Below are 26,740 nucleotides of genomic sequence, written 5' to 3' on the forward strand. Positions count from 1 at the left end.
AGTTGCCAGCGCTTGCGCCTTCCTGTTTACTTGCACCCCTCGCATAAAGGAGCGTCGGTGCATCGATCTGCCCGATATTAGCGCCGACAGCGCAAATAAGATAAGTGGTTTCTAGATAATGATTGGCAAACTGATTAAATCGGTCTTTGGTTCAAAAAATGACCGCGAGCTGAAGCGCATGCGACGCGTCGTGGGAAAGATCAACGCTTTGGAAGAGGATTTCCAGAAGCTTGACGATGCAGGCCTGCGGGCTAAAACGGATGAGTTTAGGCAGCGACTCGCTGACGGGGAAAAACTCGATCAAATCCTGCCTGAGGCGTTTGCGGCGGTGCGTGAAGCGGGTCGCCGGGCCATGGGTATGCGCCACTTCGATGTTCAGCTGATCGGCGGGATGACCCTGCATGAAGGGCGTATTGCAGAAATGCGTACCGGTGAAGGTAAAACCCTGGTTGCAACCCTGCCGGCCTATCTGAATGCACTTGAAGGCAAGGGCGTTCATATTGTTACGGTGAACGATTACCTCGCTTCGCGGGATGCCAATTGGATGCGCCCGGTGTATGAATTCCTGGGTATGACAGTGGGAGTTATTGTTTCCCAGCAGCCACCGGAAGAAAAGAAAGCGGCCTATGAGGCTGACATTACTTACGGCACTAATAACGAATTCGGTTTTGATTACCTGCGTGACAACATGGTGTTGCGCAAAGAGGACCGTACCCAGCGCCCTCAGAACTTCGCTATTGTCGATGAGGTGGATTCCATCCTGATCGATGAGGCGCGTACTCCGCTAATCATTTCTGGAGCCGCCGAAGACTCGTCCCACCTTTATATGGCAATGAATAAGTTGGTTCCCCAGCTGGAGCGTGCCGAAGAAGGTGGGGAGGGGCACTACACCGTTGATGAAAAGACTCGCCAGGTTGAGCTGACGGAACAGGGCCACTTGTTGATCGAAGACCTGTTGTCACGCAGCGGGTTGATGAAGGAAGACCAGTCCCTTTACGCCCCTGGGAACCTGGGCCTGTTGCACCACGTGCACGCCGCCCTGCGCGCGCATGTACTGTTTAATCGCGATGTGGATTACATCGTGCAGAATGGCCAGGTGGTGTTAATTGATGAGCACACCGGCCGGACCATGCCGGGTCGCCGTCTCTCCGAAGGCCTGCACCAGGCGCTGGAAGCAAAAGAGAGTGTGCAGATTCAGAGTGAGAGCCAGACCCTCGCTTCTACAACATTCCAGAACCTGTTCCGCTTCTACCCCAAACTTGCGGGAATGACCGGTACAGCGGATACAGAAGCGTTTGAATTTCAGCAAATTTATGGCCTGGACGTGGTGGTGATCCCCACCAATAAGCAAATTCAACGTGAAGATCTCAATGACCTGGTTTACCTAAGCCAGGAAGAGAAGATGGAAGCGATTATTGAGGATGTGAAGCACTGTCGCGAAAAGCAGGCTCCAATCCTTGTAGGTACCGCTTCTATCGAAACCTCTGAAGAAATGTCCCGCAAGTTGCAAAAGGCGGGCATTAAGCACCAGGTTCTCAACGCGAAATACCACGAGCGCGAAGCACAGATTATCGCCCAGGCGGGTCGCCCGGGTGCAGTGACTATCGCTACCAATATGGCTGGTCGCGGTACCGACATTGTTCTCGGCGGTAATTGGGAGGCTGAAGCGGCAGCCCTGGCCCAGGAGAAGGGTAGTGAGCTGACCGAAGCGGAGCTCGCACAAGTCAAGGAAGATTGGAATAAGCGCCACGAGCAGGTGATCGCTGCGGGCGGTCTGCATATTATCGGTACTGAGCGCCATGAGTCCCGCCGTATTGATAACCAGCTGCGAGGCCGTGCAGGTCGTCAGGGTGACCCGGGTGTTACTCGTTTTTACTTATCCCTGGAAGATAACCTTATGCGCATCTTCGCCTCTGACCGGGTGAAGAATTTTATGCAGATGCTGGGTATGGAGCGCGGTGAGGCGATTGAGCACCGCATGGTTTCCAACGCTATCGAAAAAGCCCAGCGCCGTGTTGAAGGCCGCAACTTTGATATTCGCAAACAGTTGCTGGAATACGATGACGTGGCCAATGACCAGCGCCAGGTGATTTACGGCCAGCGCAATGAGCTGCTGGAAGCTGAGAGTATCAGCGATACGATCTCTGCCATTCGTGAAGATGTGGTTGATGGCATTGTCTCCGGTTCTATCCCCCCCCAGAGCGTGGAAGAGCAGTGGGATATTCCAGCCCTGGAGCAGCAGCTCTCTGGCGAATTGGGCATCCAGCTCCCGGTTCAGCAGTGGCTCGATGAAGATCGCACTCTGCACGAAGAGAGCCTGCGGAAAAAGATTACTGTTGCTGCGCAGGAAGCATATGCTGCAAAAGTTTCCCGCATTGGCGAGTCTTCTGGTGATGCCAATCTGATGCCGACTATCGAGCGTCAGATTATGCTGCAAGTGTTGGATCAGTTGTGGAAAGAGCATCTTTCCAGCATGGACCACCTGCGTGCGGGTATTGGATTGCGGGCTTACGCCAACAAAAACCCCAAGCAGGAATTCAAGCGCGAGTCTTTCCATCTGTTCCAGAGCATGCTGGAGAACCTCAAGCATGAAGTGGTGCGTATTCTTGCCCATGTAGAGCCGATGACTCGTGAGCAAGCGGAAGAGATGGAGCAGCGTCGCCTGGAAGAGCAGCGCAGGCAGCAGCTTGAGCTGCAACACGCTCAGGCTTCGGCGCTTCCGGAAAGTGAGCCTAAGGAGCAGCAGCCCGCTACTCCGGCACCGGAGCGTCGCGGTCCTAAAGTCGGGCGCAATGATCCCTGCCCCTGTGGTTCCGGGAAAAAGTACAAGCAGTGTCACGGTAAGCTGGCTTCCTCTACCCAGAGCTAATTATTTACTGCTTGAATTCAGAAAGTGCCCCGCTTAGCGGGGTATTTTTTTAATTGGTAAAAGAATTATCTGCGGAAAAAAGTTTCCATTCCGCAGATAAGTCTATTTTTGGCTTGCCTTACTGAGGTTCGGCTTTGATAATGTCGACCGCTCATTTATTTCCGCTAATCCGTTTGGGTGGACCGGGGTCTAGGTTTGCCTGTGCTGTGATAGCCCAAAGTCGTTATTCTTATGCCTGAATTATCCATACCCGTTGTCGAAGGAGTTCGCCTCGCCAGTGTACCTGCCAGGGTCAAAGACTGGGAACGCAATGACCTGTTGTTGGTTGAGCTTGCTGAAGGAACTTCAGTTGCAGCCACTTTTACCCAGAATACTTTTTGTGCGGCTCCAGTAACGGTTGCTAAAGAGCATATCGCCAAAGGAGAAGTGCGAGCCCTGGTCGTTAATGCCGGCAATGCCAATGCCGCTACTGGGGTAAGGGGGCTGGCGGATGCCCGGGCTACTTGCGAGGCGGTGGCAGATGCACTGAAGATTTCTGCCGAACAAGTATTGCCTTTTAGTACTGGCGTCATTGGTGAGCACTTACCGATGGAGAGGTTACTCGCTGCTATTCCGGGGTCTGCTGGACAGCTTGATCCCGCCGGATGGGAGTTGGCGGCCGAGTCCATTATGACTACGGACACCCGGCCAAAGATTGCGAACCGCAAGTTAATGATTAATGGTGAAGAGATTGCCGTTGTCGGTATTGCCAAAGGTTCCGGCATGATCCAGCCGAATATGGCTACCATGCTCGCCTATGTCGCCACTGATGCCGGTGTAACGCAGCCCCTGCTAGATCAAATGGTGCGCGAAGTTGTCGCGGCTTCATTTAATCGAATTAGCGTAGACGGAGATACCTCGACGAATGATGCTTGTGTTTTGATGGCCACAGGTGCGCGGGGGGAGATGATCAGCAGCTCTGAGAACACTGGCTACATGAAGCTGTACAGAGCAATTTCGGAAATACATATAGAGCTGGCCCAGGCCATTGTCAGGGACGGTGAGGGGGCGACCAAGTTTGTTACCGTACAAGTGGATGGCGCGCTCAGCAGTGAAGAGGCCTTGGCAGTAGCTTTTGAAGTCGGTGATTCTCCGCTGGTGAAAACTGCACTTTATGCTTCAGACCCTAACTGGGGTCGGCTGGTTATGGCGATCGGCAATGCTATCCAAGGCGAGTTAGACACCGATAAGGTGGAGATTTTCCTCGATGATGTACAGGTGGTAAGTGCCGGTGGGCGCGCATCTGGATATCAAGAGCAGGCTGGAGAGCGGGTATTTTCAAAACCCAAATTTAAAATCCGTATAGAGCTGGGTCGCGGTGTCTGCAGTGAGCATATCTGGACCTGTGACTTCTCTCACGAGTATGTCACCATCAACGCAGAATATCGGACTTGAGGTAGTAGAGTGAGTAAGGTTGTCCATGTTGCTGTCGGTGTAGTAACCCGAGGGGATGGCAAGATCCTGATTGCCCGCCGTCCCGACCATTTGCATATGGGAGGGCGCTGGGAATTTCCCGGTGGCAAGGTGGAAGCTGGTGAGTCTGTGCAGGAGGCGCTCTATAGGGAGCTACTTGAAGAAGTGGCCATTGAAGTACAGGAGTTGCAGCCGCTGGTGGAAATTCGTCACGATTACCCTGAAAAAACCGTGCTGCTGGATACCTGGCAGGTAACGCGGTTTACGGGTGAGGCCCTCGGGCGAGAGCAGCAGGAAATCAAGTGGGTATCTGCTGGGGAGCTGGACAACTTCCACTTCCCCGACGCCAATCAAGCGATTATTGAAGCGGTAAAAGGGAGTTTCTCCTAAGCTTCATCTTGAACAGCTGCTTGCAGGCAGCTGTTCAAGTGAGTTGGATGGCCTTAATGGCGGGGCTTGTTCGGGTCCAGGTCATCACTCAGCACATCGTCATACACTGACTCCCCGGGAATCTTGTGTCCCTCACTAGCCCATTCGCCGAGATCAATCAGCTTGCAACGTTCGCTACAAAAAGGTTTGAAGGGAAACTTATCGCTCCACTCAATGGGCTTTTTGCAGGTAGGGCAGTTGAGTGTCGGCGTTACGCTGGATTTAGGCATAAGTTAGCTTGGGCTCTAAAGTGATCTGAATCGGAATTGTACTCTAATTAACTTAGCCCGATTGTTTCAACCGGACAATCCGTAAGTACTCCCGATGGAGCTGCTCTATTTGAGCTTTGAGTGAAGCTAAGTCATTAGCGTTATTCAGCACATCATCCGCCTTCTCTAGTCTTTGCTCCCTTGTCAGTTGGGCCGTCATGATTTTGCGAATCTGTTCCTGCTGGCTGTTATCGCGCGCGCTGGCGCGCTCAAGCTGCAAAGCCTCGGGTAGATCGACTACACAAATCCTGTTAACGAGCTCATATTGGCCTGACTCAATCAGGAGGGGGGACTCCAATATTGCGTAGGGCCCCTGGCTTCCGTTCAGTGAGGAGGTTATCTCCTCTCTTATCAGTGGGTGTAATAGACTTTCCAGCCATTGCCGTTCGCCTGGGTCGTCAAATATCAGTGTGCGCAGTTTGCTCCGGTTTAATTCGCCACTTTCCAGTAATACATCGGCCCCGAAGTGTCGGGCTATCTGTTCTAGAGCGGGCTTTCCCGGTTGTACCACAACCCTTGCCGCCCAGTCAGCATCTATTACATTAATGCCCAGGTCACGGAAATACCCAGCGGCTGCTGACTTTCCGCTACCGATTCCGCCGGTTAAACCTACGGTAAACAATGGCTGCCCTCCCCAAGAATAAATAGGTTGCGCTAGAAATAAAAACCCCGGCCAGATAGCTGGCCGGGGTCATAGTAAAGCAAATAGGCAGAGAATGGTGAGCTGGTCGCCTAGCTGCTAAGACCAGAGATGTTGAAATACCAGTTCATGATTTGATCCCCCCACAGCATGGCGATCCAGCCGGCACCAGCGAGATAGGGGCCAAAAGCGATGGGCAGGCTGCGATCTCGCCTTACGGCGATACTCCAGGAAATTCCCGCGATAGCCCCTACGACGGCAGAAAGTAGGATGACCATCGGTAGCACCTGCCAGCCAAACCAAGCGCCGATAGCTGCCAGGATTTTAAAGTCACCAGCCCCCATACCTTCTTTGCCGGTAACAATCTTAAAGATGTGGAACACCAGCCAAAGAGATAGGTAGCCGGCAATAGCACCGATTACTGCGTCCTGTAGAGAAGCAAACACTCCCCAGATATTGATGATTAAACCGGCCCAGAGTAGCGGCAGAGTAATACTGTCTGGAAGCAGTTGCTTGTCAAAATCGATACCTGTTAAGGCGACCAAAGCCCAGGTAAAAAAGCATCCAGCCAAAGCCTGCCAGGTGAAGCCCAATTGCCAGACAACGATAGCGGTCAAAATGCCGGTAATCAGTTCCACCATTGGGTAACGTTTGGAAATGGAGGTACCACAGGAACCGCACTTACCGCGAAGAAATAGGTAGCTAATAACGGGGATATTTTGCCAGGCTTTGATCTCAACATGGCATTTGGGGCAGTGGGAGTGTGGTAGCACCAGATTAAAAGGCTTTTCTAACTCTTTCCGCTCCTCGGCAGAGGGCTTTGTATCAAAGTAGCTATAGAAGTCACGCTTATATTCCCGCTCCATCATAACGGGGAGGCGCAGAATTACGACGTTGAGGAAGCTGCCCACAATAAGGCCTAAAATAAAAGCGCTGCTTAGGAGCAGCGCTGGATAGTTAGAGAAAGATTCCATCATGAATAACTAGATTACTTTTCCGAGCTGGAAGATGGGAAGGTACATAGCAATAAGTAAGCCGCCGACTAATACACCGAGAATAGACATAATCATGGGCTCAAGAAGCGTGGTTAAATTATCAACGGCATTATCGACAGCCTCTTCATAGAAGTCTGCTGCCTTGCCAAGCATCTCATCGAGTGCTCCAGATTCTTCGCCGATAGAAGTCATCTGTACCAACATAACGGGATAAAGGCCGGATTGGCGCATTGCACTATTGAGAGGGATGCCTGTGGCAACTGAGTCGCGAATTTTTAATGTTGCTTGTTCGTAAACACAATTGCCAGTGGCGCCTGCAACGGATTTAAGGGCATCAATAAGAGGAACACCTGAGGCAAAAGTTGTGGACAGAGTTCTAGCAAATCGAGCGGCAATAGAATTATAAGTTATGGGGCCCAACACAGGTAGCTTGAGCATCAGTCTGTCAAAAAATTGGGCAACGCTTCTATTACGCTTTTTAGCTTCGATGATCCCTCCCACTGAAAAAATTACACTAAACAGAGCAATAAACCAGTAGGCTTGCATCCATTCAGAGATGTTAACAACAAATTGGGTGAAAGCAGGTAAGTCTGCACCAAAGCCCGCAAAGGTTTCTGCAAATTGAGGTACAACCTTTATTAATAGGATTGATGTAACGATGATCGCAACTACAACAACTGCAAGAGGATAGGTCATCGCCTTTTTAATTTTCGCCTTGAGGGATTCCGTTTTTTCCTTATAAGTGGCAATACGGTCGAGCATGGTTTCTAGTGCGCCAGATTGCTCTCCAGAGGCTACTAAATTGCAGAATAGGTTATCGAAATAAAGCGGGTGTTTGCGTAGGGCATCGGCAAAAGCTGTGCCGGAAGCAACCTCATCACGAATTGTAAAAATCAGATCTTTTAGTCCTTGGTTGTCAAGACCGTCCGCGACAATCTCAAAACTCTGTACCAGAGGAACACCGGCCTTCATCATGGTGGCAAGTTGCCGGGTAAACAGGGCTATATCTCCCGGTTTTACTTTTTTCTTGCCCCCACCAAACAGTGGTTTAGGTTTTTTTTGTACGCGGTTGGCAATAATGCCCTGCTTGCGAAGTTGCGCCTTCACTAGTGCCGAGCTAGTCCCGCTAACTTCTCCTTGAACCTTAGCCCCTTTGCTATCCACGCCTTTATAGACATATGCTACTGCTGCAGGATTGGCCATAGTATTTATTCCTGATTCTTTCTCTGGTGGAGCTTACGCCATACCTGTCTACAGATTTCAACATGTAAAGACTTTTTCACATGTTCAATCCTTGGTTACTCGGTTGGCCTCCTCCAAGCTAGTAATGCCCATCACCACTTTACGTAGTGCAGAAGTTCTCAAATTGTTAAAGCCATCCTTGCGAGCTTGATCGGCAATCTGAATGGAGTTGCCGCCCTCCATTATAATTCTGGAGATGCTATCAGTGATGCGAACCACTTCATACACGCCTACGCGTCCCTTGTAGCCCTTGGAGCAGTGTTCGCAGCCAACTGGTTGGTAGATTGTCCATTCTTTATCGGGAATGCTTACTGCTGAGAAGCCTTCTGCTTCCAGTACTTCACTTGGAAGGGTGGCGATCTTTTTACACTCACTGCACAAGCGCCTTGCCAAACGCTGGGCAATAATAACACTGACGGACGTTGCGATATTAAAAGTGGGCACTCCCATATTCATTAGGCGAGTGAGAGTTTCCGGTGCGGAATTTGTGTGTAATGTTGAGAGAACTAAGTGCCCAGTCTGTGCAGCTTTAATGGCAATTTCCGCGGTCTCCAGATCCCGAATTTCGCCCACCATCACGATATCTGGGTCTTGTCGCAGGAATGAGCGTAGCGCTTCAGCAAAATTAAGGCCCACCTTGGTAGAGACGTTTACCTGGTTAATGCCCTCTAGGTTGATCTCTACCGGGTCTTCTGCGGTGGAGATATTGCGCTCAGCAGTATTTAGTATATTAAGGCCGGTATAGAGGGAGACTGTTTTGCCTGAGCCTGTCGGCCCTGTCACCAGAATCATGCCTTGGGGTTGGGCGAGGGCATCCATATAGATCTGTTTTTGCTCGTCCTCATATCCGAGCGCATCAATCCCCAGTTTGGCTGATGAAGGATCGAGAATCCGCAGTACAATTTTTTCCCCCCAAAGTGTCGGCAGGCTGTTTACCCGGAAATCGATAGCTTTAGTTTTGGACAATTTCATCTTAATTCGGCCATCTTGAGGAACCCTCCGTTCAGATATGTCCATTTTTGACATCACCTTTAAGCGGGCAGATAGCCGTGTTGCCAGCTGAATGGGGGGCTTGGCAACTTCATGCAGCACACCATCGGTACGGAAGCGAACCCGGTAGGATTTTTCGTAGGGTTCAAAGTGGATGTCGGAGGCTCCGGTGCGAATAGCGTCAAGTAAGACTTTGTTGACAAAGCGAACAACCGGGGCCTCATCTCCTCCCGGCTCGCCCTCATCGTCGGACTCCGCATCGCTTTCGCCTACATTGAGTGAGTCCAACTCCTCATCATCAATGCCATCCAGGCCGCCACTAATATCTCCGCCATCGGACAGGTAGCTCTCAATCGCTTTTCCCAGCTTGTCAGCTTCTACCAAAACTGCATCTGTGCTGAGGCCGGTGTTGAAGTTGATTTCATCTAACCCTGCAAGATTGGTTGGGTCTGCCACCGCAATAAAGAGGCGATTCCCCCGCTTATATAAGGGTAGGGCGAAATGTTTGCTAATCAGCTTCTCATCAACCAGCCCTTTGGGAATCATCTCGAAGTTATAACTGCCAAGGTCAAATAAGGGTGTGCCGAAGGCCTGGAAGGCAATGGTGGCAAGTTCGCGGCTTTTTACCAGCTTGGCGTCCACGGCATGCTGGGCAAAAGATTGTCCTGCTCGACGGGCGGCCTGCGAGGCGGAGGTGGCGGTGGCTTCATCGAGGATTTGGTCTGCTACCAGGCGTTTCGCCAGGCCACTAAGGGGGGAGCTTGTCATGGGGAAAACCGCTGTTATTGCTTCTGCACTCTCAGGCTAAGCAGAGGGCACTACTGTCTGATTTGTTCCAATGAAGACTATGACAAAGGAGCTAAGTGTGAGGCAAATATAGCGAATAAAGTTTATTGAGCCAATCTAAGCTTTTAGCGATCCTCGCAATATGCGCCGGGCGTCCAAAAGTGACCTTTTTTGTCAATAGTAGGATTGGTTTGTCAAAATTTTTGTAGCCTAGAAATAAATTGTAGTACCAGTGATGGCTATCTCACTTATGAAAATGAAGTAATGTCTCGTCTTGCCAAACTTGGCACAAACCTTGTATCTTGTTTGCCGACTTCCTCGCGGGATTCACTTTATTAAAAGTCTGTATGGAGACGGTTACAATGAAAAAGCAACAGGGTTTTACTCTTATTGAATTGATGATCGTGGTAGCGATTATCGGTATTTTGGCTGCGGTAGCGATTCCGGCATATCGCGAGTACGTTGCTACCTCTCACGGTGGTGCGGCGATGAAAGGTGTGAGTAGCTTTGTCACCAAATCCCAAGCTTGTATCCAAACCGGCATCGGATGTGACACTTTGAATACTGAAGTTGGGGCCGAAGGTAGCTTGACTGCGTCAACAACTGTAGCTGAAGCTACAGCGGTTAATTTAACCTGGGATGATGGCACTTGTGCTGTTACTGCTGCTATTACTACGGATGGTGCTGTTACTTATACCGCTAATACATCAGATGCTGCAGCTGCTTCTCAGAACCAGTGTGAAGAAGGTGCTGGTGTTGCGCTAACAGCAACAACTCTGTAATTCCTTAGATGGCCACTTTTAACAAGTGGCTATTGCTTACGAGTTGAAAAATCCCCGGCTTTCGGGGATTTTTTTTGGTTGATGACCGTCTCCGATGGGGAAGCTAAGCTGATGTTTGAAGTACTTGAGGTGTCGGCAGAGGCGCTTGCTGAGGCATTGACGAACCTTTTGCTTCCCGCAGTTATTTTTTTTCTCTTTTCATTGCTTGTTAAGGGGAGAGCTGCTTTTGAGGCTATAAAAGGTTGTTTTTCTGAGAATATACAGAACCTTTTTTGGTTGACGTTAAATACAGTACTCGTGACGCCTTTATTGATTTTACTCTATCGCTGGGTGAATTTGTCAGGTGTGACACTGGATTATATGGAGATGCTTTGGGGGAGCATACCAGGTTACATCGTGGTTTTTTGTGCTGTTTTTTGTGGAGACTTTATAGGTTATTGGCGTCATAGGCTGGAACATACGAGATTTCTGTGGCCAGGCCACTTGATCCACCATTCCGACAGGAAAATGTCATGGCTTACACTTGAGCGTTTTCATCCAGTAAATCGTCTATCCACTTTTTTTATTGATAGTTCATTATTGTTGTTTCTTGGGTTTCCCCCTTATGCGGTCATTGCAAATAGCCTGATCCGTCATTATTACGGTTTTTTTATTCATGCGGACCTACCTTGGACATATGGCAGGTGGGGGAAGATTTTTGTCTCCCCAGTAATGCATCGCTGGCATCATGCTGAAGAAAAAGCCGCACATCACACTAATTTTGCCAGCATTTTCTCTGTTTTTGACCAATGGTTTGGCACATATAGAGTGCCGGGCTTATGTAATAAACCACTAGGGGTTTCTAATAGAGTGGGTGCCAGTTTGATAGGTCAGTTATGCTACCCATTTAAAGTTGAAGCTTATCGGAAAAGGAGTGATTAGTCTGTGAGTTGAGAAGGGGGGCTTTCAATTGCCTGAAATTATGATTGCATCCTTTTCAGGATTTTTGTGAAATGCTTAGTTGAATGGTATTTCTTGCCGGTTTATATAAAAGACTTTCTGTCACACTAATATGAGCTATTGCTTCGAATGGCAATTTCTTAGCTAGCTTGAATATTTTTTCTCGCCTCTAGAATCCATCTTTTTGTAATCTCTGATTTGTTGAGTTCCTATTTTCTTCAGATGCCAATAGTTGTCGTGTCGATTTCATTCCAATGGTGTGAGGAGAATTGCACCTGGGGTGTTTTCCGGTCCTCAACAGAAAGTAATGAGGAGGGCAGCTACGAAATTCCTTCGTCATTGTAGCAAGTAATTTATCCTGCTGAGGTATGTTTATAAATAGTTTATTTTTGAGTATTAGGGCGGTTTTGTGTCAATTTAGGCCTGGGTCGAAATTTGTATGTGTTCTATGAGTGTTGTTAGTGGTGGTAATAAGTAAGATCGTGTCTGCTTTAGTGCGGCTCTATTAATCGAAAGTTGACTAGGCATTATGATAAAGATTATCTATAAAAACCATGAAAAGTAATAGCGCCTGCCAGTATAACAATTGCCCTTTTGATAGCGTGCTGTACTAGTAAAGCTGGGAAGGGAACTCCAATAATATTGACCTTTTAGGTTTCTTTGGTTTTCAGTGTTTGACAGAATGATAGCTCTGAATTTATTGGCTAGCTTCTATATGGTTAAGATGATAATGGTCGCTATACAGGGCGAGATTGAGCACTAACTATAAACCCCATGCAAAAACCACTCTCCAGTCGTAAGATCCTGAAAGACCCAGTAGAGCTCATCTCTTTTATTTCTTGCGATATAGTAATCCCGCCCATGACGCCCGTGCTGCCACCAATAGCCATCAATTCGCTCTGGCCCCTGTAATAGTTGTAACTCTCCCTGATAAAATAATTTGTGCTCGCTACTTTCCAGTTTGGTTGGACGAGCTAATAGCCAGTTGGGGCGCGGTGCTTGGATGGGCTTAATTTGCTGTCCCTTAGCGTTACTTTTAATTATCAGGGTATCTGTATTTTGCCAGGCCTGCTCTGGTAGGTAGCTTTCTTTTAGGGCAATTCCCGAGAGTGCTTGATGACCGAGGCGGGCTTTTAATTTGTCTAATAGCTGTTGATTGCGTTTATGTTGGCTGCCTTCACCAAATAAATCTTCATCCAGTGATCCCTGCTCCAAGGGGATTAAATGCTTGCAATTTAAGCTGATGGACTGCACTGGCTGATCAAGAGTTACTCTTTCCATTTGCAGCTTGGTTAGTGCTATTAAGCGTTGAGGATCCAACTGCGGAGTGGAGAGTTCTACGGTTATTTCCTGAGATTTATTTTGGCCGAAATCCATATGCCAATTTAACTGTTGTGTGTAGAGCTGGCGTCGATGCAACTGGGAGCATAATTCCCTTAGTAGGCGACCGATAGGAAATAGCAGCTGTTCGCTATTATCCAAGGGGCTGGGGAAAAATAGCTCGCTGCGGAATTGTGCTGGGGGCTGATAACTACAGACTGGATCTTGGCGAGTTCCGTTCAGGCGAGCCAGGTAGTCCACAAATGGGCGACCAAAACGAGAGCCTACCTCAGAGAGTGGAATAGCGAGCAGCTGGCTTACTCGCTTGATACCACATGCGTAGAGCTTGGAAATAGTTTTGTTGTCGCAACTAAGGAGCTTGGATGGGGCAAAGCTAATCCACTGTCTCCACTGCTGAGGGCTGGGCGGAGAATCTGATTGCGCAAGCCAGTGCCGGTGTTCTGTCAGTTGGCTTAGCATATGAGCTGCACTAGGGCTGTGGCCTAGGCCCATCAGACTGTGGATTCCCATCTGTTCAAGCTCTTCACTCAGCTGCTGTATCAATGCCTTGAAGCCACCGCTGGCTTTTAGGCAGCCACTCAGTTCCAGGTAGAGGTGGGCGGGAGTGCTCTCACCATTGCTCAAAGGCCCTGCGGACTGAGGTGATACAAGTGGTGTAAAGCTGTATGCCCACTGGGCCAGTTGCTGTAACTCTTGTTGTTCCCGCTGGGAATCGCGTTGTAACAGCTGTAAGTCTGCACAGAGAGCAGACGCAGTGGCAATACTGAGCCCGGTCTCAACGCCGCATTGGGATGCCGCTGGGTTTTTATCAATCACCAACTGTTTTTCAACCACAACTTGGGGTAGAGCCTCTTCTCCTTGTTGCTGAGCGCGGGTCAGAACCTCTAACGGAAGCCTGGGGAATTGAATACAAAGCCAGAGCATGGAGCTATCCCTCGAAACCGTTCAGTGCATTGGTTGGTCCCGGCGGACCAGTTTTGCTGCTCTTGCCAAATAGAGGTTTTGGCCAGAGTTTCCGCCCAATTGCTTTGAAAGCCTTATGGCCAGCTCTCCTTCCCTGGGTGTGAGCTGTAGGCGCAAGCTCGCGGGTGAGGGGTTTGCTGATTCACACTGAGGGCGAAAGTGGAAGTGCAGGCAGTCCCCATTGCGGGCAGCGAGTTGCAGGCGACGAAGATCTTTATGGTTCAGGGATTGCCGCCCCTGCCAGCTGAGTAAGGCACCACAGCTTCCGGATTGTAGGGACTGCTCGATCGCCCAGAGAGTATCCTTGGGGCCTCGGGGGTGCAGGATCAGCAGGTTCTCAAGGCGGATACCACTGTTGGCCAATGAGGGCGCATAGGGGATATGGGGTGGATTGACCAGTATGACCATTTGCCCCCTCTGAGTGAGATCCGCCAGGGCCGGTAGTATTAAGGTGAGTTCACCGATACCCATCTGGTCCATGAGTAGCTCAGTAGTGGCCCCTCTTGGCCAGCCGTGGTTCGCTAGGAGGGCATCGAGGCTTGGATAACCACTGGCGATGCCGTTTCGCGGTCGTCGGGGTTCATTCGCTGCTTGCCAGATATCGGCTCTGGTGAGTAGCTGTGCCAGTTTCTGGTGTTTTGCCTGGCTTTCTAACTGATTGTTTTCTATGAAGTTTTCTGCGCTGCCCACGATTCCACCACTGAATTTTAGTCCGATCTGGCCACTGTCTTCGTCTTAAGCTGTATGTGTATACAGTGATACTGTTAATTTATACAGTATCTATCCAGTGGCAACAAGTGAGAATTCATTGGATAGGCACTTTTTTGCACAGCCTAAACCGGCTATGATTCCGCCTCTTTAATTGAGCACTAATTATTCTATTCAGGGGGGACGGAGTGAGTATCAAGTCCGACAAGTGGATTCGCCGCATGGCAGAGCAGCACGGTATGATTGAGCCTTTTGAGGCCGGTCAGGTGCGTCATAACGATAATGGCGATCGACTCATCTCCTATGGCACCTCCAGCTATGGCTACGATGTTCGCTGTGCTCGTGAATTTAAGATTTTCACCAATGTTCACTCAGCGACAGTTGACCCCAAGACCTTCGATGAAAACAGCTTTGTGGATGTTGAAGGCGACCACTGCATTATTCCGCCAAACTCCTTTGCCCTGGCGCGTACAGTGGAGTATTTCCGTATCCCGCGCTCTGTATTGACGGTTTGCCTGGGTAAATCCACTTATGCCCGTTGCGGTATTATCGTCAATGTGACGCCACTGGAGCCGGAGTGGGAAGGTCATGTGACTTTGGAGTTCTCCAACACCACTAACTTGCCTGCGAAGATCTATGCCAACGAGGGTGTGGCACAGATGCTGTTCTTCGAATCCGATGAAGTTTGTGATGTGTCCTATGCCGATCGTGGTGGCAAATACCAGGGCCAGCGCGGCGTTACCCTGCCTCGCACCTGATCACCGGTCTTACTGCAGTACTATTTCCTACCTATGACAGAGGTTTCTACCAGCCAGCTACCTGAAAGCGTCGATGTATTGGTCATTGGCGCTGGGGCAGCTGGACTAATGTGCGCGGCTACAGCGGGCCAGCGCGGGCGCAACGTGTTGGTCCTGGACCACGCCAACAAAGTCGGAAAGAAAATCCTGATGTCTGGTGGTGGCCGTTGCAACTTTACTAATCTCTACACCAGTGCAGAGAACTTCTACAGTAATAACCCCCATTTCTGTAAGTCCGCCTTGGCTCGCTATAGCCAGTGGGACTTTATTGCATTGGTGGAAAAGCACGGGGTTGCCTATCACGAGAAAACTCTCGGTCAGCTCTTTTGCGACAATAAATCAAGGGATATTGTCGACTTGTTACTAGCGGAATGCCGTGCGGCCAAGGCACAGATCCGCACGCGCTGTAGCATTACTCAAATTCGAGCTTTGGGGCAGGGGTATAGGGTCGAAACCAGTATGGGGACGGTTACCTGTGAATCCTTGGTCGTGGCTACTGGAGGCCTTTCTATTCCCACCATGGGGGCGAGCGGGTTTGGCTATGAGATCGCTGAGCAGTTTGGGCTTGATTTAGTCCCAACTCGAGCAGCGCTAGTGCCATTCACCCAGCATAAACGGCAATTGGAGCGTCAGGGTACCTTGCCTGGAACCTCCCTTTCAGTGACTGCTTCTTGCGCTGAAGGTAGTTTCCAGGAGCAGATGCTGTTCACTCACAGGGGACTGAGTGGGCCAGCGGTTTTGCAAATTTCCAGCCACTGGCGAGAAGGTCAAACGGTAATATTTGACTTGGCTCCAGAGAAAAATCTGGCAGAGTGGTTACCGCTGCGCCGACAGCAGAGCCCGGATAGCCACTTACACAGCGTTTTGGCTGAGGTTTGGAGTAAAAAGTTAGTACAGTTTTTCCTGCAGCGAGCGCAAATTACCAGCCGCCCCCTAAAACAGTTTGGGGAGGGGGAATTACAGCAAGCTGGGGAAAAGTTACAAAGCTGGAAATTGGTACCGGCGGGCACTGAGGGTTATCGCACTGCTGAGGTAACATTAGGTGGAGTCGATACCGCACAGGTCTCTTCCCGTACTATGGAATGTAAAACCCGGCAGGGGCTTTATTTTATTGGCGAGGTTCTCGACGTAACCGGCTGGCTCGGCGGGTTCAATTTCCAATGGGCTTGGGCTTCAGGTCATGCTGCAGGAGAGGTGGCTTAATGGTGTGCCGGTACAATAAAGTTTGAACACTGTAGAAAAAGTTTGAACACTGAATAATAAAGTTTGAACACTAATTATAAAGTGTGAATATTGCCACATCTGCGAGTGCACTCAGCGGGAGAGGTAGTCGTGCAGCCTATGCAGCAGGAATAAATGAGGATGAATATAACAATATATCCTTCGTTACTAGTTCAAAATCGATAACAAACCAAATCTTATATATAGATATTAAGTGCAAACTGTTGATTTGAATGCCACCTTTTAAGGCCTTCCGTATTTTAAGCCAAGCTCAGAAGTTGTGTAAGGCTTTATATGGCTCACAAAATACTCATTAAATGAGTCATAGAGCCTATTTCTATGACTCACAAAATACCCATTAAATGAGTCATAGAGCCTATTTCTATGACTCATAGTAGATTTACTTTGGCTGAAAATTTTATGAGATATTTTCTTTTTATAAGAAATTATCAAGACAATCCTTAAATCATATAACATAAAAAAATCAGATTTATAATAGGTAGAAACACTCTACGGTTTAGGCGTAGCGGTCCTACGAATTTGTAAGATCTGCTAAATTTCATAATGTTTGAATAAGGATGAACACAACCACTTAAATATGACCTCAGTATGTATACTATAGATACCGGATTAATAAATCTTACAGACCTAAGATGTTAATGCTTTAGTCATAAATCAGATTGGGGTGAAAAGTTTTGGCGCGACACAGAAGGTTAGAGAGGCTAACTGATTTTCAAAGAGCTCTGAAAAACAAGTATGGGCTGGGAGCTGGAGAAGAATACAAACCCTGGCTGAGAGTTCAGGATGTTAAATCTAAGGGAAATAGTGGAAAAATTCAGGGTATTAAAGTTAATAGAGAGCATCATACCCTCTCAGAAAACGAAAGCTGTCTCTTCTATCTGGTTGAAAACTGTGATTCAGTAATCGATATAAGGGAACAGTTTCCCCTTCTCCCCCTAGACTTTTCTATCAAGATTGCAAAGAATCTAGATATAAATCATCCAAAAGTGCCTGGTTCTGGATCATACAATGTCATGACTACAGACTTTGTTTTGACTTGCACAGATAAACACGACTTTTGGTATGAGGCTATCTCTGTTAAATCAGCCCAAGAACTATCAATAAAGCGTACAGCTGAAAAATTAGAAATTGAACGTATTTGGTGGGAGCTTCTGGGGGTAAATTTCCATATATATACTATGAATGAAATATCGGTTATTCAATCTAAAAATATTCAGTGGTTTACCTCTGCATATAGACAAGGACGTAGATTTAAGGAAAGTATAGAAAAGCAAGCCATAAAGACATTACATGTCGGGATCAATTTGATCGAAGATATATGCAATGGATTCTGTAAAAATGTAGATGTTAAGAACGATGAAGCTTTAGTACTTTTGAAGCATTTAATCGCTATTAAGAAAGTTGAGGTAGACTTAAGTAAACCGATAGCAGAGTCTGGAGTTATAGATATAACAAATATTCTTTCATCAATCGGTAGGTAAGCATGCGAGTTGAACGAAACAGTGTTTGGAGTATAACTGATATTGATGGGGTTGATAGTGGTGTGTATCGTGTTCTTGAACTTTTTTATGATATAAATATTCTGGTTCTTTTTAATCTTGAAGAATCTGGAGGTTTAAGAAGGCCTATTAAGATTGATAGCTCCAGATTTTTGTGTGCGATTAAAGGAGGAGCTGTGAAAAGAAACTTTAGTCCTCTTCCCTACTATCAGCTAGCTGATGAGGGGTTGATACCTGAAGCTCATATTAAAAAACGTGATAGAAATATTGAGCTGATAAGTGAGCTAATAGAAAATCCAGATTTTCTCCTTGAGATTTCTACTGAAGAAAGAAGCAAAGTTCTGGTAAATCAGGCGAAAAGTAAAGGGGTAAGGGCTCAGAGAATATATAGGTTATTAAATCAATATTGGAGGGGTGGGCAAGAAAGAAATGCCCTCCTGCCTGCTTACAAGAATTCTGGAGGAGCTGGAAGAGTTAGGGTCTCAGGAGGTCTTAAACGTGGAGCTCCAATAAGAATGCTTACACCGAGCATGGAAATACATCAAGGGGTTAACACTTCGGAAAATGATAAGAATAATTTTATTTTAGCGATGAAGAAGTATGGCTTGAAAGGGCGTCGAGTTCCATTTAGTCAAGTTTATGAAAAAATGTTGAAGGAGCTATACTCACAAGAACTAATACTGGCAGAGAGTGAATCTAGGTCGCCGAATGTTCCATCATATCGTACTTTTATATATTGGGTTAAAAAATTAATCCCAAAAAATGAAATAATCCGAAAGCAAACTACAGTGGGTGACTTTGAAAGAAACAAGCGTGGGTTAAGAGGAGCTGCGACAGATCATACCGAAGTTCCTGGAAGTTGCTTTGAATTGGATTCAACAGTACTGGATGTTCATATTGTCTCTGAATTTAGGCGCTCTCATGTTCTAGGTAGGCCTACTGTTTATTGTGTGGTAGATAAAGAAAGCAGGATGATTGTTGGGCTTCACGTTTCTATGGAATATGCTTCTTGGCGTGCGGGTCGTCAAGCTCTTGTCAATAGCTTTACGGATAAGAAAAGTTATTGTTCTAGGTTCGGTATCGAAATCGAAGATCATGAATGGCCTTGCCATCATATCCCCCAGCGTTTGCTTTGCGATCGAGGGGAGTTTATATGTAAGAGCGCTGAAAAATTAGCCGTTCCATTAATCGGTCACCTGAGTATAGCTCCACCTTATCGCGCCGATCTTAAAGGCATTGTGGAACGAAGATTCGAAATATTGAATAAAAATCTAGTCCATGAATTATTAGGGACAACTAGAGGACATCATTATATTCGAGGTGATCGTGATCCACGTCTCGATGCAACATATACATTAGATGAAGTAACAAAATTACTTATTGATGAGGTTATGGAGCATAATAATTCTCTATTTGACGGTTTAGCTGCACAATCCGTCTTGTTAGTGCAAAATGGATTGCCCCCTACACCGCTTAATTATTGGAATATCCATCTAAAAAAGCATCGGCATGCTTTAAGTAGATCAGAGGAGTCCGAAGTAAGGGCTAAACTTCTACCTGCGGTAGAAGTATCTATGACGAGTAAAGGTATCCGCTTAAATGAGGATATGTACTATGAATGTGACCGGGAAGAATTTCAAGAATGGAAAGTGCTTGCCAGGTCTACCAAGTGCTGGAAAATGGAAGCTCGTATCGATCAAGATAACTCTTCATTCATATATGTTCGCCTTAAGGAGCGCGAAGGGTTCACTAAATGCAACTTGATGAAGTTTTCTGCAAGCCTTAGTGATAAGCATCAAGCTGATATATTGTATTTTAAAGATTGGAAAAAGAAAGAAAAATGTAAAAATAAACCAGGTAAAAAGTCTATAGAAAGACATAATAGACGTAAATTAGTTAGCCAAGTAGCAAAAAGTGAAACAAAAAAAGATGTACAAGATAAGAGTAAGACTGAGCGAATAAAGGGAATGAGAACACGAAGAAAAGAGGCGGTTCTTGATAGACGAATTGAATACGGTGAATCCATTAGAGAAGAGAAATCAGAACTATATCCCGATGATGAGAACTTAGAGTCAAAAAGGAAAAATGAAGCTGTCTCATTAATAAAAAGGAAGAGGCGGAACCAGTGAGAGGTGTAAATTATGCAGAGTATAACATTGCAATACTCCCGGAGCATCGGGGGAACCCCTTGATCGAAGCATTACCAAAAAAATTGAAAGATGAGGATTTGGTAGAAAAATTAAGTAGCTATCCTTCATTTTCTGAAAACGAGAGAAAGTTGAGTGCTTTCGAGCGTATTGAATACCTTACAAGAATCGAAGAGTTAAGGCAGCCTCTTCCAGTATATCTAGAATGCTTTAGAGCAATTGAAATTGCGATTAAGAAAGGTTATTCAAGCAAGAATCCCCTGTCGCCGACAACCATGAACTATTTACACTACCCTGTAGACCAACGATCTAAAGTTGCTCCTAGAACAGGTTATTTCAAATCTAACGGGAGTGGTATAACTTTACTTGGGGAAAGCGGTGTCGGAAAAAGTTGTATGCTAGAGCAGATTTTAAATTGTTTTCCAGAAGTTATTGAGCATCGTAAATACCAAGGTGAGCCTTTATATATTAAGCAAGTAGTATGGGCTAAAGTAGATTGCCCAGAAAACTCAAGTATCAGAGCCCTTTGTCTTAAGATTTTATCGGAAATTGATAGAAAGCTTGGAGGAGAAGAGACTAAGCCAGAAAAAACGAGTGATCTACTTGTTAAGCAAATTGAAGCTAAAATAAAGTCTAGCTTTTTAGGTGTCATAATAATAGATGAAATGCAGCATTTAAATTTGGCAAAAGCTGGAGGCGAAGATAAATTTCTGGGGTTTCTTCATAATCTTATGAATGAATTGGGAGTTCCCATTCTTCTGTGTGCAAACCCTCCTTTTGACAAATTATTAGGGAAAACTCTAAAGACAGCAAGACGTGCAGAAAGTCAAGCTTCTTTTACTATGGACTTGATGAAAAATGATGAGGAGTGGACCATGTTTGTTGAAGAACTTTGGGTGTTGCAATGGACAAAGGAAAAAACTCCTTTAACTAAATCTCTTAGTGACAAATTATATGATCTATCTATTGGTAATATGGATCTGGCTGTAAGAATTTATAGGGAGTCTCAGCGTTTAGTAATTGGTTCAGATAACGAGTCTATAACAGAATATGTCCTGGAGTATGCAGCAAAAAAAGCTATAAATTTCTCCAAAAAATCTGTAGATGAAGCAAGGATAAATAGGCTTGAAAAATTTCGGCGTATCAGAAGGGAAAAGAGTAATAATAGGTCTAAGGTCGAAACTAGTGAAATTTCCGTTAAATCTATAGATACTTCGAAATCAGAAGTTATGATTATCCCCGGAGATTTAAATCGCCCCCAGCACCATGAATTTCATCAGAAGCTATCTTACTTGCAATCTATTGGTGACTTAAATGAACTTATTAAAGATCCAGACTTGATAAGGCGAGCATCTATTGCAGAGAATCCTGAAGCTGAGTTAAAAAAAATGGAAATTTTATTTAAAAATCCGATCAAGCATCTATCCTCAAAGTAAGTTTCACCCCATATTTGACAATATGCTCCTGCCCAAAGCTTTTCCTGATGAACTTTTCTTTAGTCGAATTATTCGCTTTGCTACTATTTCTGGATTAAAGGGTAAAGAGTTTAATAAAATATATCTTGCTGAGGAGAGGGCCTCCATACACCCCTTTTTGACATCGAATCTAAAAAAACTTTCAGCCCTGACAGATGATGAAGCGTACGAAATTTTATTTGGTCAGACATTGGCTCCAATATATATATTTTATTTGCCTAAGTATTCAAATAACATAATAAAATTTATGTTGAGTAATGATAGCGCGAGATCAATAAGGGAAAGTCAGCTCCCATCATTTGGTGCAGGTTCTTCGCTATGCTTGAAATGGTGTCAAGAGTGCGCCTGTAGCGATATAAATCAATATGGAGTTGCTTATTGGCATAGGTCGCATCAAATCCCTGGGGTCTCTTCTTGTGGTATACATCCAGTACTCTTAGAGAGAATTGACTTACTTAATCGTCAACGAATTAACCTTGGATTGTTACCATCAGTGACCTGCTGTGCTAAAGAAGCATCTAGTGTTGAATATAAGGTAGGTAAGTTTGGATATGATTTTTTAAGAAAGATCAAATGGCCTATTCCGTTAATAGATGTTACTTCAAAATATCGCCTTAAATTAAATAATATGGGCTTGGTAACGAATAGTGGCCGTATTAGGCGTCTAAAATTAATGCAAAATTTTTATGTATATTCACAGCAGTATCGGCCATTTTATAATAGCTCGCTCCCAAAATCTTCTGAAGACTTCAGATATGTTTCTCAACTTTTAGTTCAAGGAGCAAGCCATAATCCCTTCCAGCACATTTTTTTCTCAAGTTGGCTTTTTTCTACCTTCCAGCAATTATTAGAGGATCATAATAGTGTAGAGTTTGAATTCCAAACCCGTAAAAAGGATTTTGCTATGAGGACGAAAAGGAAAGAGAGGAAATGTATTGATATTCTACGAAGCAGGTCGCTTAATGAAACCTCTAAAATTACAGGGAAAAGTAGAACTTATCTGAAAAGACTTGCAGCGCTCCACGATATCCCCTTGAATCTTAAGCCAAAGAAATTATCTAAGGCTTGTAGAGATGAAATTATTCACCTTGGGTATACAAGAATGAACCGGCATCGAATAGCTACAATTTGTAAAATTGGTGTAGGATCAGTAGAACAAGTTATCTCAACTCATCCTGAACTAGTAACTTATCGTAAACGATGCCATATGGAGTCAATGCGACGTCGCTATAGGCTAAAAATCCTTAAATATTACAAATCCCACCCTAAAGCAATTCGTAAAGATATTAAGTTACACTGTAATAAAGCCTTTTATTGGTTGTATTTATATGATCGTGAATGGCTAGAGGTTGCTCTACCTAAACCTCTAAAGGCTAAGGGGAGGTATCCTAAAAAATAGAGAACATATTTATTGATTGAGAGGTGCAGGAAGGCCTAAGGGATGTTTATAACCATACTTCTTGCGAAACTCATATCTCTGTATGTTTAGCCAAGTAATAGCACATCTTTTTGTAAAGTCAATATAATTATTGCTGTTAATTTCCATTCTTGAATAATCGCTTTCACGAGAGCTAGCTATAACACCAGAAATTGAACAGTCAGTGAAAGAATCTATATTCCATCGGGAACAAGATGCGCAGGCTCCCTTTTTATCTTTAAGTATAGGGAACTCCATTCCCCATCGTTTAACTTTTATAGTTTCAAAATTTTCTTTTTCGAAGTTTTTAATGATTTTATAGTTTGATTGCAATTCTTTACTGTACACATCATAAAAACTCATATGACAATATCTCTTCAATCTTGCTCTTAAGAGGTTCAGGTCGCTCTTCGTGGGTTCTGCTGATCTCCTATCAGAAAATTTCCCAATGTAATTTTTCTGATAGGATAAAGTCTGAACAAAATATTCTATGTAGGTTAGTTTTGCACAGGGAGAAAAGTAAAGTTTCCACTTACTTATGGGGTCCTCATAATGTTTATTATTGTAAACTTCTGAAGTTAAATGTTTTATTGAGCTGGATACTTTCTCCCAGTTAGCCGATAAAACACCTAAAATCACGCTTTTAATTTTGTTTTTTACTGAAGGGGTTCTTTTGATTTGCCATAACGGACAGTTATGCTTTTCGCAATATGATATATATAACCACTTGCTTTCGAAAAACGCATGGCCCTGATTTGCAAGTTTTTCTTCAATACACCTTTTACAAAACTTAATAGGTATTCGTTTTCCAGTAAATTGTCCATGAGAGTAGTTAAGAATTTGCGGGAAGCCTTTAAAATGTGTAAATCTATTTCTGCTAAAAGTGTCCTCTGTTCCGATAGAGTAAGTAGAGTCAAAAATGTCAATCAGTACTTTCTCGGGATAAAAAGTGAAATATTTTTTGGCTGTATCCGGAATTGAAGGGTACTCTCTCCATCCACCCCCGCCAGCTATTAAGCTATTTATATTCCGAAACCCAGCTTTTATAAAAACTCTTAATATAAAGGAATGGATGGATTCACCCGGCTGTTGCAGTGCTCTAAACATAGTTATACCATATTGTAAAGATAGAAATATTGTGTGGTTTGTAGTTTCTCTATCTAGCTTGCTGATAAGTTTGTTCTGAGAGCTATAGAGCTTCATAAATATACACACATATATTTTGAAATGGCTTATTATTTTTTATGAATACCTAATGATATACCAAGAAATCTAATATTTAATAATTAAAAGTACTTAAAGGACATGTTATTGTTTCCATATAGTATATCCCTTGAAAAATTTACAATACTCTATTGAGCCATGTCAATTGATGACGGGCTCGTTCTAAATATCTCACTCTGTTTATATGTATATTATAATTTTCGTATACTAATGGGATTTTTTTCATTTTTAAAAAATACTATAGGGTTTAGCATGGTTTTTCAGAATTGCTTCAATGGTATTAAGCACCTGCTGATTGTAGATCTTGAGGCAACTTGTTGGAATGATCGCCCACTATCTGTTGGGGTAATGGAGGTCATTGAATTCGGACTTGTACTGACTACTTTGGATGGTGAAATCTTAGCTAGTCATAGTCAATTTGTTAGACCAATGATTAATCCGAAACTTAGTAAGTTTTGCAGTGAACTTACAGGTATCAAAAATAGCATGGTGGCTAGTGCGCCTGATTTCAGAGAAAGCACGAGTCTCCTTAACTTATGGTTATCTCATTATGAGTATCAAGCCTGGGCTAGCTGGGGGGAATACGATTGGAAGCAGATCAAAGTAGAGCTGATACGGCACGGTTGCGCGCCAGATTTTTTTGCTAAACCGCATATCAACCTGAAAGCAGTATGGCAAGAAAAGACAGGTAAGAAGCGTCGTTCAGGACTTGGATCTGCTCTACAGTCTCTCGGTATTGTCTTTGAAGGTCAGCAGCATCGCGGTGTGGATGATGCACGTAATATTTCGAGAATACTTCCTTACTTGACTATTTAAAAAATGTATCGTTGGTTTGATGCGAATAGGTGATGTACTTATTATAAATATAATTTTGATTGTATGAGAGGCTTAACCTCTGCCTTTCATGTCATAGAAATTTGTCTCATTTATTCATAGATGGCTATTGTATTTTATGACTCTTAATCTTTTATTGCGGGAAGATCAAGAGTACTCGATTTAATATTGTTTAGATACTCCGCTTTGATTGGTTGTTGATATGAAAGTTAAATTATTTTATATGATTATGTAATCCTGGGTTTGTTCAAAAAGATTGTTTTATATTTTCTGGGACTCATTATAGATATCGTATCTAAAGGAAATGATACCCACCATATCTCCTATAGTGGCAGTTAAGTTACATATTTAGATCTCAGACTAGAGCTAGAGGGGTAGTGTTCAGAATTCTGTGTCATTTCTTTACTATTAGCAAAAAAGAGATGACCCATGACCAAACCTACTTTCGATATGGATGCCGCCGTCAAAGCCTTATGCGAGGGTAAAGACCTCAATGGCAAAGATGGCATCCTCACCCCTCTGATCAAACAACTCACTGAAGCTGCCATGAAAGCGGAGCTGGAAGAGCACCTCGCCAGCGAGGATAAGCCCAACCGCAAGAATGGCACCACCTCAAAAACTATGAAAAGCCCCGCTGGCAGCTTCGAGCTGCAGGCGCCGCGGGATCGTGCCGGCACCTTCGAGCCTCAAATCGTCAAGAAGCATCAAACTCAGCTTACCGACGAACTGGAACGCAAGATTACCGCCCTGTTTGCCCTGGGTAACAGCTATCAGGACATCCGCACACATATTGCCGATATCTACGGAATGGAGCTTTCCAACGGCACCATCAATGCCGTTACTGACAAGCTGCTGCCTGAACTACAAGCTTGGCGTGAGCGCGACCTGGAGGCTGTCTATCCTATTGTCTGGCTCGATGCTATCCATTACAAAATCAAGGAAAACGGTCGTTATGCCAGCAAGGCCATTTACACGATTCTTGGCCTCAATATCGAAGGCAAGAAGGAGTTATTGGGGCTCTACCTATCCGATCAAGAAGGCGCACATCATTGGCTGAGTGTTCTGACCGATCTCCACAACCGTGGGGTCAAAGATATCCTCATTGCTTGTGTTGATGGCCTGCAGGGTTTCCCTGAGGCCATAGAGAGCATCTACCCTAAGACCGAGATCCAGCACTGCATCATCCATCAGATCCGCAACTCACTAAAGTATGTAGCTTCAAAGAATCAATAGGCCTTTATGGCCGATCTCAAATGCATCTACAAGGCGGCAACGCTCAATGCCGCCGAGCACGCTTTGGACGAGCTGGAGACCAAGTGGGGTGACAAATATCCAATGGTGATTAAGTCCTGGCGGGGTAAATGGCCGACTCTCTCGGCCTACTTTAAATACCCGGAATACGTCCGCACACCGATCTACACTACGAATGCGGTGGAGGCTGTACACAGGCAGTTCCGCAAGTTGACCAAGACCAAGGGCGGCTTCGCCAATGAGAATAGCTTACTGAAGCTTCTCTATGCCGGTATACTAAAAGCCTCCGAACGCTGGACGCACCCAATTCAAAATTGGAATCTGACACTATCACAGCTGACGATCCACTTCCCAGATCGACTGGAGAAATACATCAGCCTATGAGGCTATTTGGCTGACACAGAGTTTCCTAATTACCACCCTTGCTAAGTCACATGTAACTGTATATA

At 45.3% G+C, this 26,740-nt stretch carries 20 protein-coding genes and 1 pseudogene; 13 read left to right on the top strand and 8 right to left on the bottom strand.

Annotated features, from left to right (window positions below; all coding sequences use genetic code 11):
• The first annotated feature begins 118 nt into the window (after positions 1–118).
• The 3 genes from secA to mutT all read left to right on the top strand — a co-directional run bounded on the left by secA (position 119) and on the right by mutT (position 4,711).
• Complete coding sequence (gene secA / locus ACJJIR_RS04780) at positions 119–2,869, top strand: preprotein translocase subunit SecA (RefSeq protein ID WP_444907509.1); 2,751 nt, start codon at positions 119–121, stop codon at positions 2,867–2,869.
• Positions 2,870–3,100: 231 nt separating this feature from the next.
• A complete protein-coding gene (argJ, locus tag ACJJIR_RS04785) occupies positions 3,101–4,303 on the top strand; it encodes a bifunctional glutamate N-acetyltransferase/amino-acid acetyltransferase ArgJ (RefSeq protein WP_444907510.1) in 1,203 nt (400 codons plus the stop codon).
• Positions 4,304–4,312: 9 nt separating this feature from the next.
• Positions 4,313–4,711, top strand: a complete 399-nt coding sequence (gene mutT, locus ACJJIR_RS04790) for an 8-oxo-dGTP diphosphatase MutT (protein WP_444907511.1) — start codon at positions 4,313–4,315, stop codon at positions 4,709–4,711.
• 53 nt (positions 4,712–4,764) lie between these two features.
• Here mutT and yacG read toward each other — a convergent pair whose 3' ends face one another.
• From yacG to pilB, 5 genes are all read right to left on the bottom strand, one after another.
• A complete protein-coding gene (yacG, locus tag ACJJIR_RS04795) occupies positions 4,765–4,980 on the bottom strand; it encodes a DNA gyrase inhibitor YacG (protein WP_108734183.1) in 216 nt (71 codons plus the stop codon).
• A gap of 52 nt (positions 4,981–5,032) precedes the next feature.
• Entirely contained in the window at positions 5,033–5,641 is a 609-nt protein-coding gene (gene coaE / locus ACJJIR_RS04800) for a dephospho-CoA kinase (protein WP_444907512.1), read from the bottom strand.
• A gap of 110 nt (positions 5,642–5,751) precedes the next feature.
• A complete protein-coding gene (locus ACJJIR_RS04805; RefSeq protein WP_444907513.1) occupies positions 5,752–6,636 on the bottom strand; it encodes a prepilin peptidase in 885 nt (294 codons plus the stop codon).
• Between the two features lie 6 nt (positions 6,637–6,642).
• Entirely contained in the window at positions 6,643–7,857 is a 1,215-nt protein-coding gene (locus tag ACJJIR_RS04810) for a type II secretion system F family protein (RefSeq protein ID WP_444907514.1), read from the bottom strand.
• Between the two features lie 84 nt (positions 7,858–7,941).
• Positions 7,942–9,654, bottom strand: coding sequence for a type IV-A pilus assembly ATPase PilB (pilB, locus tag ACJJIR_RS04815; RefSeq protein ID WP_444907515.1), 1,713 nt, complete (start codon positions 9,652–9,654; stop codon positions 7,942–7,944).
• Positions 9,655–10,034: 380 nt separating this feature from the next.
• Between pilB and ACJJIR_RS04820 the strand changes: the two genes are divergently transcribed.
• Both ACJJIR_RS04820 and ACJJIR_RS04825 read left to right on the top strand, forming a co-directional pair.
• Positions 10,035–10,454 (top strand): pilin, encoded by a 420-nt coding sequence (locus tag ACJJIR_RS04820; protein WP_444907516.1) that lies wholly within the window; start codon positions 10,035–10,037, stop codon positions 10,452–10,454.
• A gap of 81 nt (positions 10,455–10,535) precedes the next feature.
• Positions 10,536–11,375, top strand: a complete 840-nt coding sequence (locus ACJJIR_RS04825) for a sterol desaturase family protein (RefSeq protein ID WP_444907517.1) — start codon at positions 10,536–10,538, stop codon at positions 11,373–11,375.
• 777 nt (positions 11,376–12,152) lie between these two features.
• Here the strand turns inward: ACJJIR_RS04825 and ACJJIR_RS04830 are convergent.
• Positions 12,153–13,658, bottom strand: a complete 1,506-nt coding sequence (locus ACJJIR_RS04830; RefSeq protein ID WP_444907518.1) for a Y-family DNA polymerase — start codon at positions 13,656–13,658, stop codon at positions 12,153–12,155.
• A gap of 21 nt (positions 13,659–13,679) precedes the next feature.
• Positions 13,680–14,387, bottom strand: coding sequence for a translesion DNA synthesis-associated protein ImuA (gene imuA / locus ACJJIR_RS04835; RefSeq protein WP_444907519.1), 708 nt, complete (start codon positions 14,385–14,387; stop codon positions 13,680–13,682).
• Positions 14,388–14,593: 206 nt separating this feature from the next.
• Between imuA and dcd the strand changes: the two genes are divergently transcribed.
• The 6 genes from dcd to ACJJIR_RS04865 all read left to right on the top strand — a co-directional run bounded on the left by dcd (position 14,594) and on the right by ACJJIR_RS04865 (position 22,964).
• Positions 14,594–15,163, top strand: a complete 570-nt coding sequence (dcd, locus tag ACJJIR_RS04840; protein WP_282933840.1) for a dCTP deaminase — start codon at positions 14,594–14,596, stop codon at positions 15,161–15,163.
• A 33-nt stretch (positions 15,164–15,196) separates the two neighbouring features.
• Positions 15,197–16,405, top strand: coding sequence for a BaiN/RdsA family NAD(P)/FAD-dependent oxidoreductase (locus ACJJIR_RS04845; RefSeq protein ID WP_444907520.1), 1,209 nt, complete (start codon positions 15,197–15,199; stop codon positions 16,403–16,405).
• A gap of 713 nt (positions 16,406–17,118) precedes the next feature.
• On the top strand, positions 17,119–17,925 hold the full coding sequence (locus tag ACJJIR_RS04850; RefSeq protein ID WP_152454496.1) for a TnsA endonuclease N-terminal domain-containing protein: 807 nt from the start codon (positions 17,119–17,121) through the stop codon (positions 17,923–17,925).
• 62 nt (positions 17,926–17,987) lie between these two features.
• Positions 17,988–20,072 carry a TnsB C-terminal domain-containing protein gene (locus ACJJIR_RS04855; RefSeq protein WP_216646258.1) on the top strand — a complete coding sequence of 695 codons (2,085 nt, stop codon included), beginning with the start codon at positions 17,988–17,990 and terminating at the stop codon, positions 20,070–20,072.
• A 59-nt stretch (positions 20,073–20,131) separates the two neighbouring features.
• Complete coding sequence (locus ACJJIR_RS04860; RefSeq protein ID WP_216646257.1) at positions 20,132–21,526, top strand: ATP-binding protein; 1,395 nt, start codon at positions 20,132–20,134, stop codon at positions 21,524–21,526.
• Positions 21,527–21,548: 22 nt separating this feature from the next.
• A complete protein-coding gene (locus ACJJIR_RS04865) occupies positions 21,549–22,964 on the top strand; it encodes a TnsD family Tn7-like transposition protein (protein WP_152454494.1) in 1,416 nt (471 codons plus the stop codon).
• Between the two features lie 9 nt (positions 22,965–22,973).
• Here ACJJIR_RS04865 and ACJJIR_RS04870 read toward each other — a convergent pair whose 3' ends face one another.
• On the bottom strand, positions 22,974–24,089 hold the full coding sequence (locus tag ACJJIR_RS04870; protein ID WP_152454493.1) for a hypothetical protein: 1,116 nt from the start codon (positions 24,087–24,089) through the stop codon (positions 22,974–22,976).
• Positions 24,090–24,416: 327 nt separating this feature from the next.
• Between ACJJIR_RS04870 and ACJJIR_RS04875 the strand changes: the two genes are divergently transcribed.
• Together ACJJIR_RS04875 and ACJJIR_RS04880 are read left to right on the top strand one after the other, a co-directional pair.
• Positions 24,417–25,022: a 3'-5' exonuclease gene (locus ACJJIR_RS04875; protein WP_216646256.1), complete on the top strand. Its 606-nt coding sequence runs from the start codon at positions 24,417–24,419 to the stop codon at positions 25,020–25,022.
• A 447-nt stretch (positions 25,023–25,469) separates the two neighbouring features.
• Positions 25,470–26,675, top strand: a pseudogene (locus tag ACJJIR_RS04880) (IS256 family transposase).
• Positions 26,676–26,740: the final 65 nt, after the last annotated feature.

It is taken from the genome of Microbulbifer maximicatervae (SeqCode) (assembly GCF_052467385.1).

What these genes read in the sequence shown, in the direction of transcription:
- ACJJIR_RS04820 (WP_444907516.1), top strand. Translation starts at nt 10,035, where the DNA reads ATGAAAAAGCAACAGGGTTTTACTCTTATTGAATTGATGATCGTGGTA.
- ACJJIR_RS04805 (WP_444907513.1), bottom strand. Translation starts at nt 6,636, where the DNA reads ATGATGGAATCTTTCTCTAACTATCCAGCGCTGCTCCTAAGCAGCGCT.
- pilB (WP_444907515.1), bottom strand. Translation starts at nt 9,654, where the DNA reads ATGACAAGCTCCCCCCTTAGTGGCCTGGCGAAACGCCTGGTAGCAGAC.
- yacG (WP_108734183.1), bottom strand. Translation starts at nt 4,980, where the DNA reads ATGCCTAAATCCAGCGTAACGCCGACACTCAACTGCCCTACCTGCAAA.
- secA (WP_444907509.1), top strand. Translation starts at nt 119, where the DNA reads ATGATTGGCAAACTGATTAAATCGGTCTTTGGTTCAAAAAATGACCGC.
- ACJJIR_RS04830 (WP_444907518.1), bottom strand. Translation starts at nt 13,658, where the DNA reads ATGCTCTGGCTTTGTATTCAATTCCCCAGGCTTCCGTTAGAGGTTCTG.
- ACJJIR_RS04870 (WP_152454493.1), bottom strand. Translation starts at nt 24,089, where the DNA reads ATGTTTAGAGCACTGCAACAGCCGGGTGAATCCATCCATTCCTTTATA.
- argJ (WP_444907510.1), top strand. Translation starts at nt 3,101, where the DNA reads ATGCCTGAATTATCCATACCCGTTGTCGAAGGAGTTCGCCTCGCCAGT.
- ACJJIR_RS04865 (WP_152454494.1), top strand. Translation starts at nt 21,549, where the DNA reads ATGCTCCTGCCCAAAGCTTTTCCTGATGAACTTTTCTTTAGTCGAATT.
- ACJJIR_RS04810 (WP_444907514.1), bottom strand. Translation starts at nt 7,857, where the DNA reads ATGGCCAATCCTGCAGCAGTAGCATATGTCTATAAAGGCGTGGATAGC.
- ACJJIR_RS04845 (WP_444907520.1), top strand. Translation starts at nt 15,197, where the DNA reads ATGACAGAGGTTTCTACCAGCCAGCTACCTGAAAGCGTCGATGTATTG.
- ACJJIR_RS04825 (WP_444907517.1), top strand. Translation starts at nt 10,536, where the DNA reads ATGACCGTCTCCGATGGGGAAGCTAAGCTGATGTTTGAAGTACTTGAG.
- ACJJIR_RS04875 (WP_216646256.1), top strand. Translation starts at nt 24,417, where the DNA reads ATGGGATTTTTTTCATTTTTAAAAAATACTATAGGGTTTAGCATGGTT.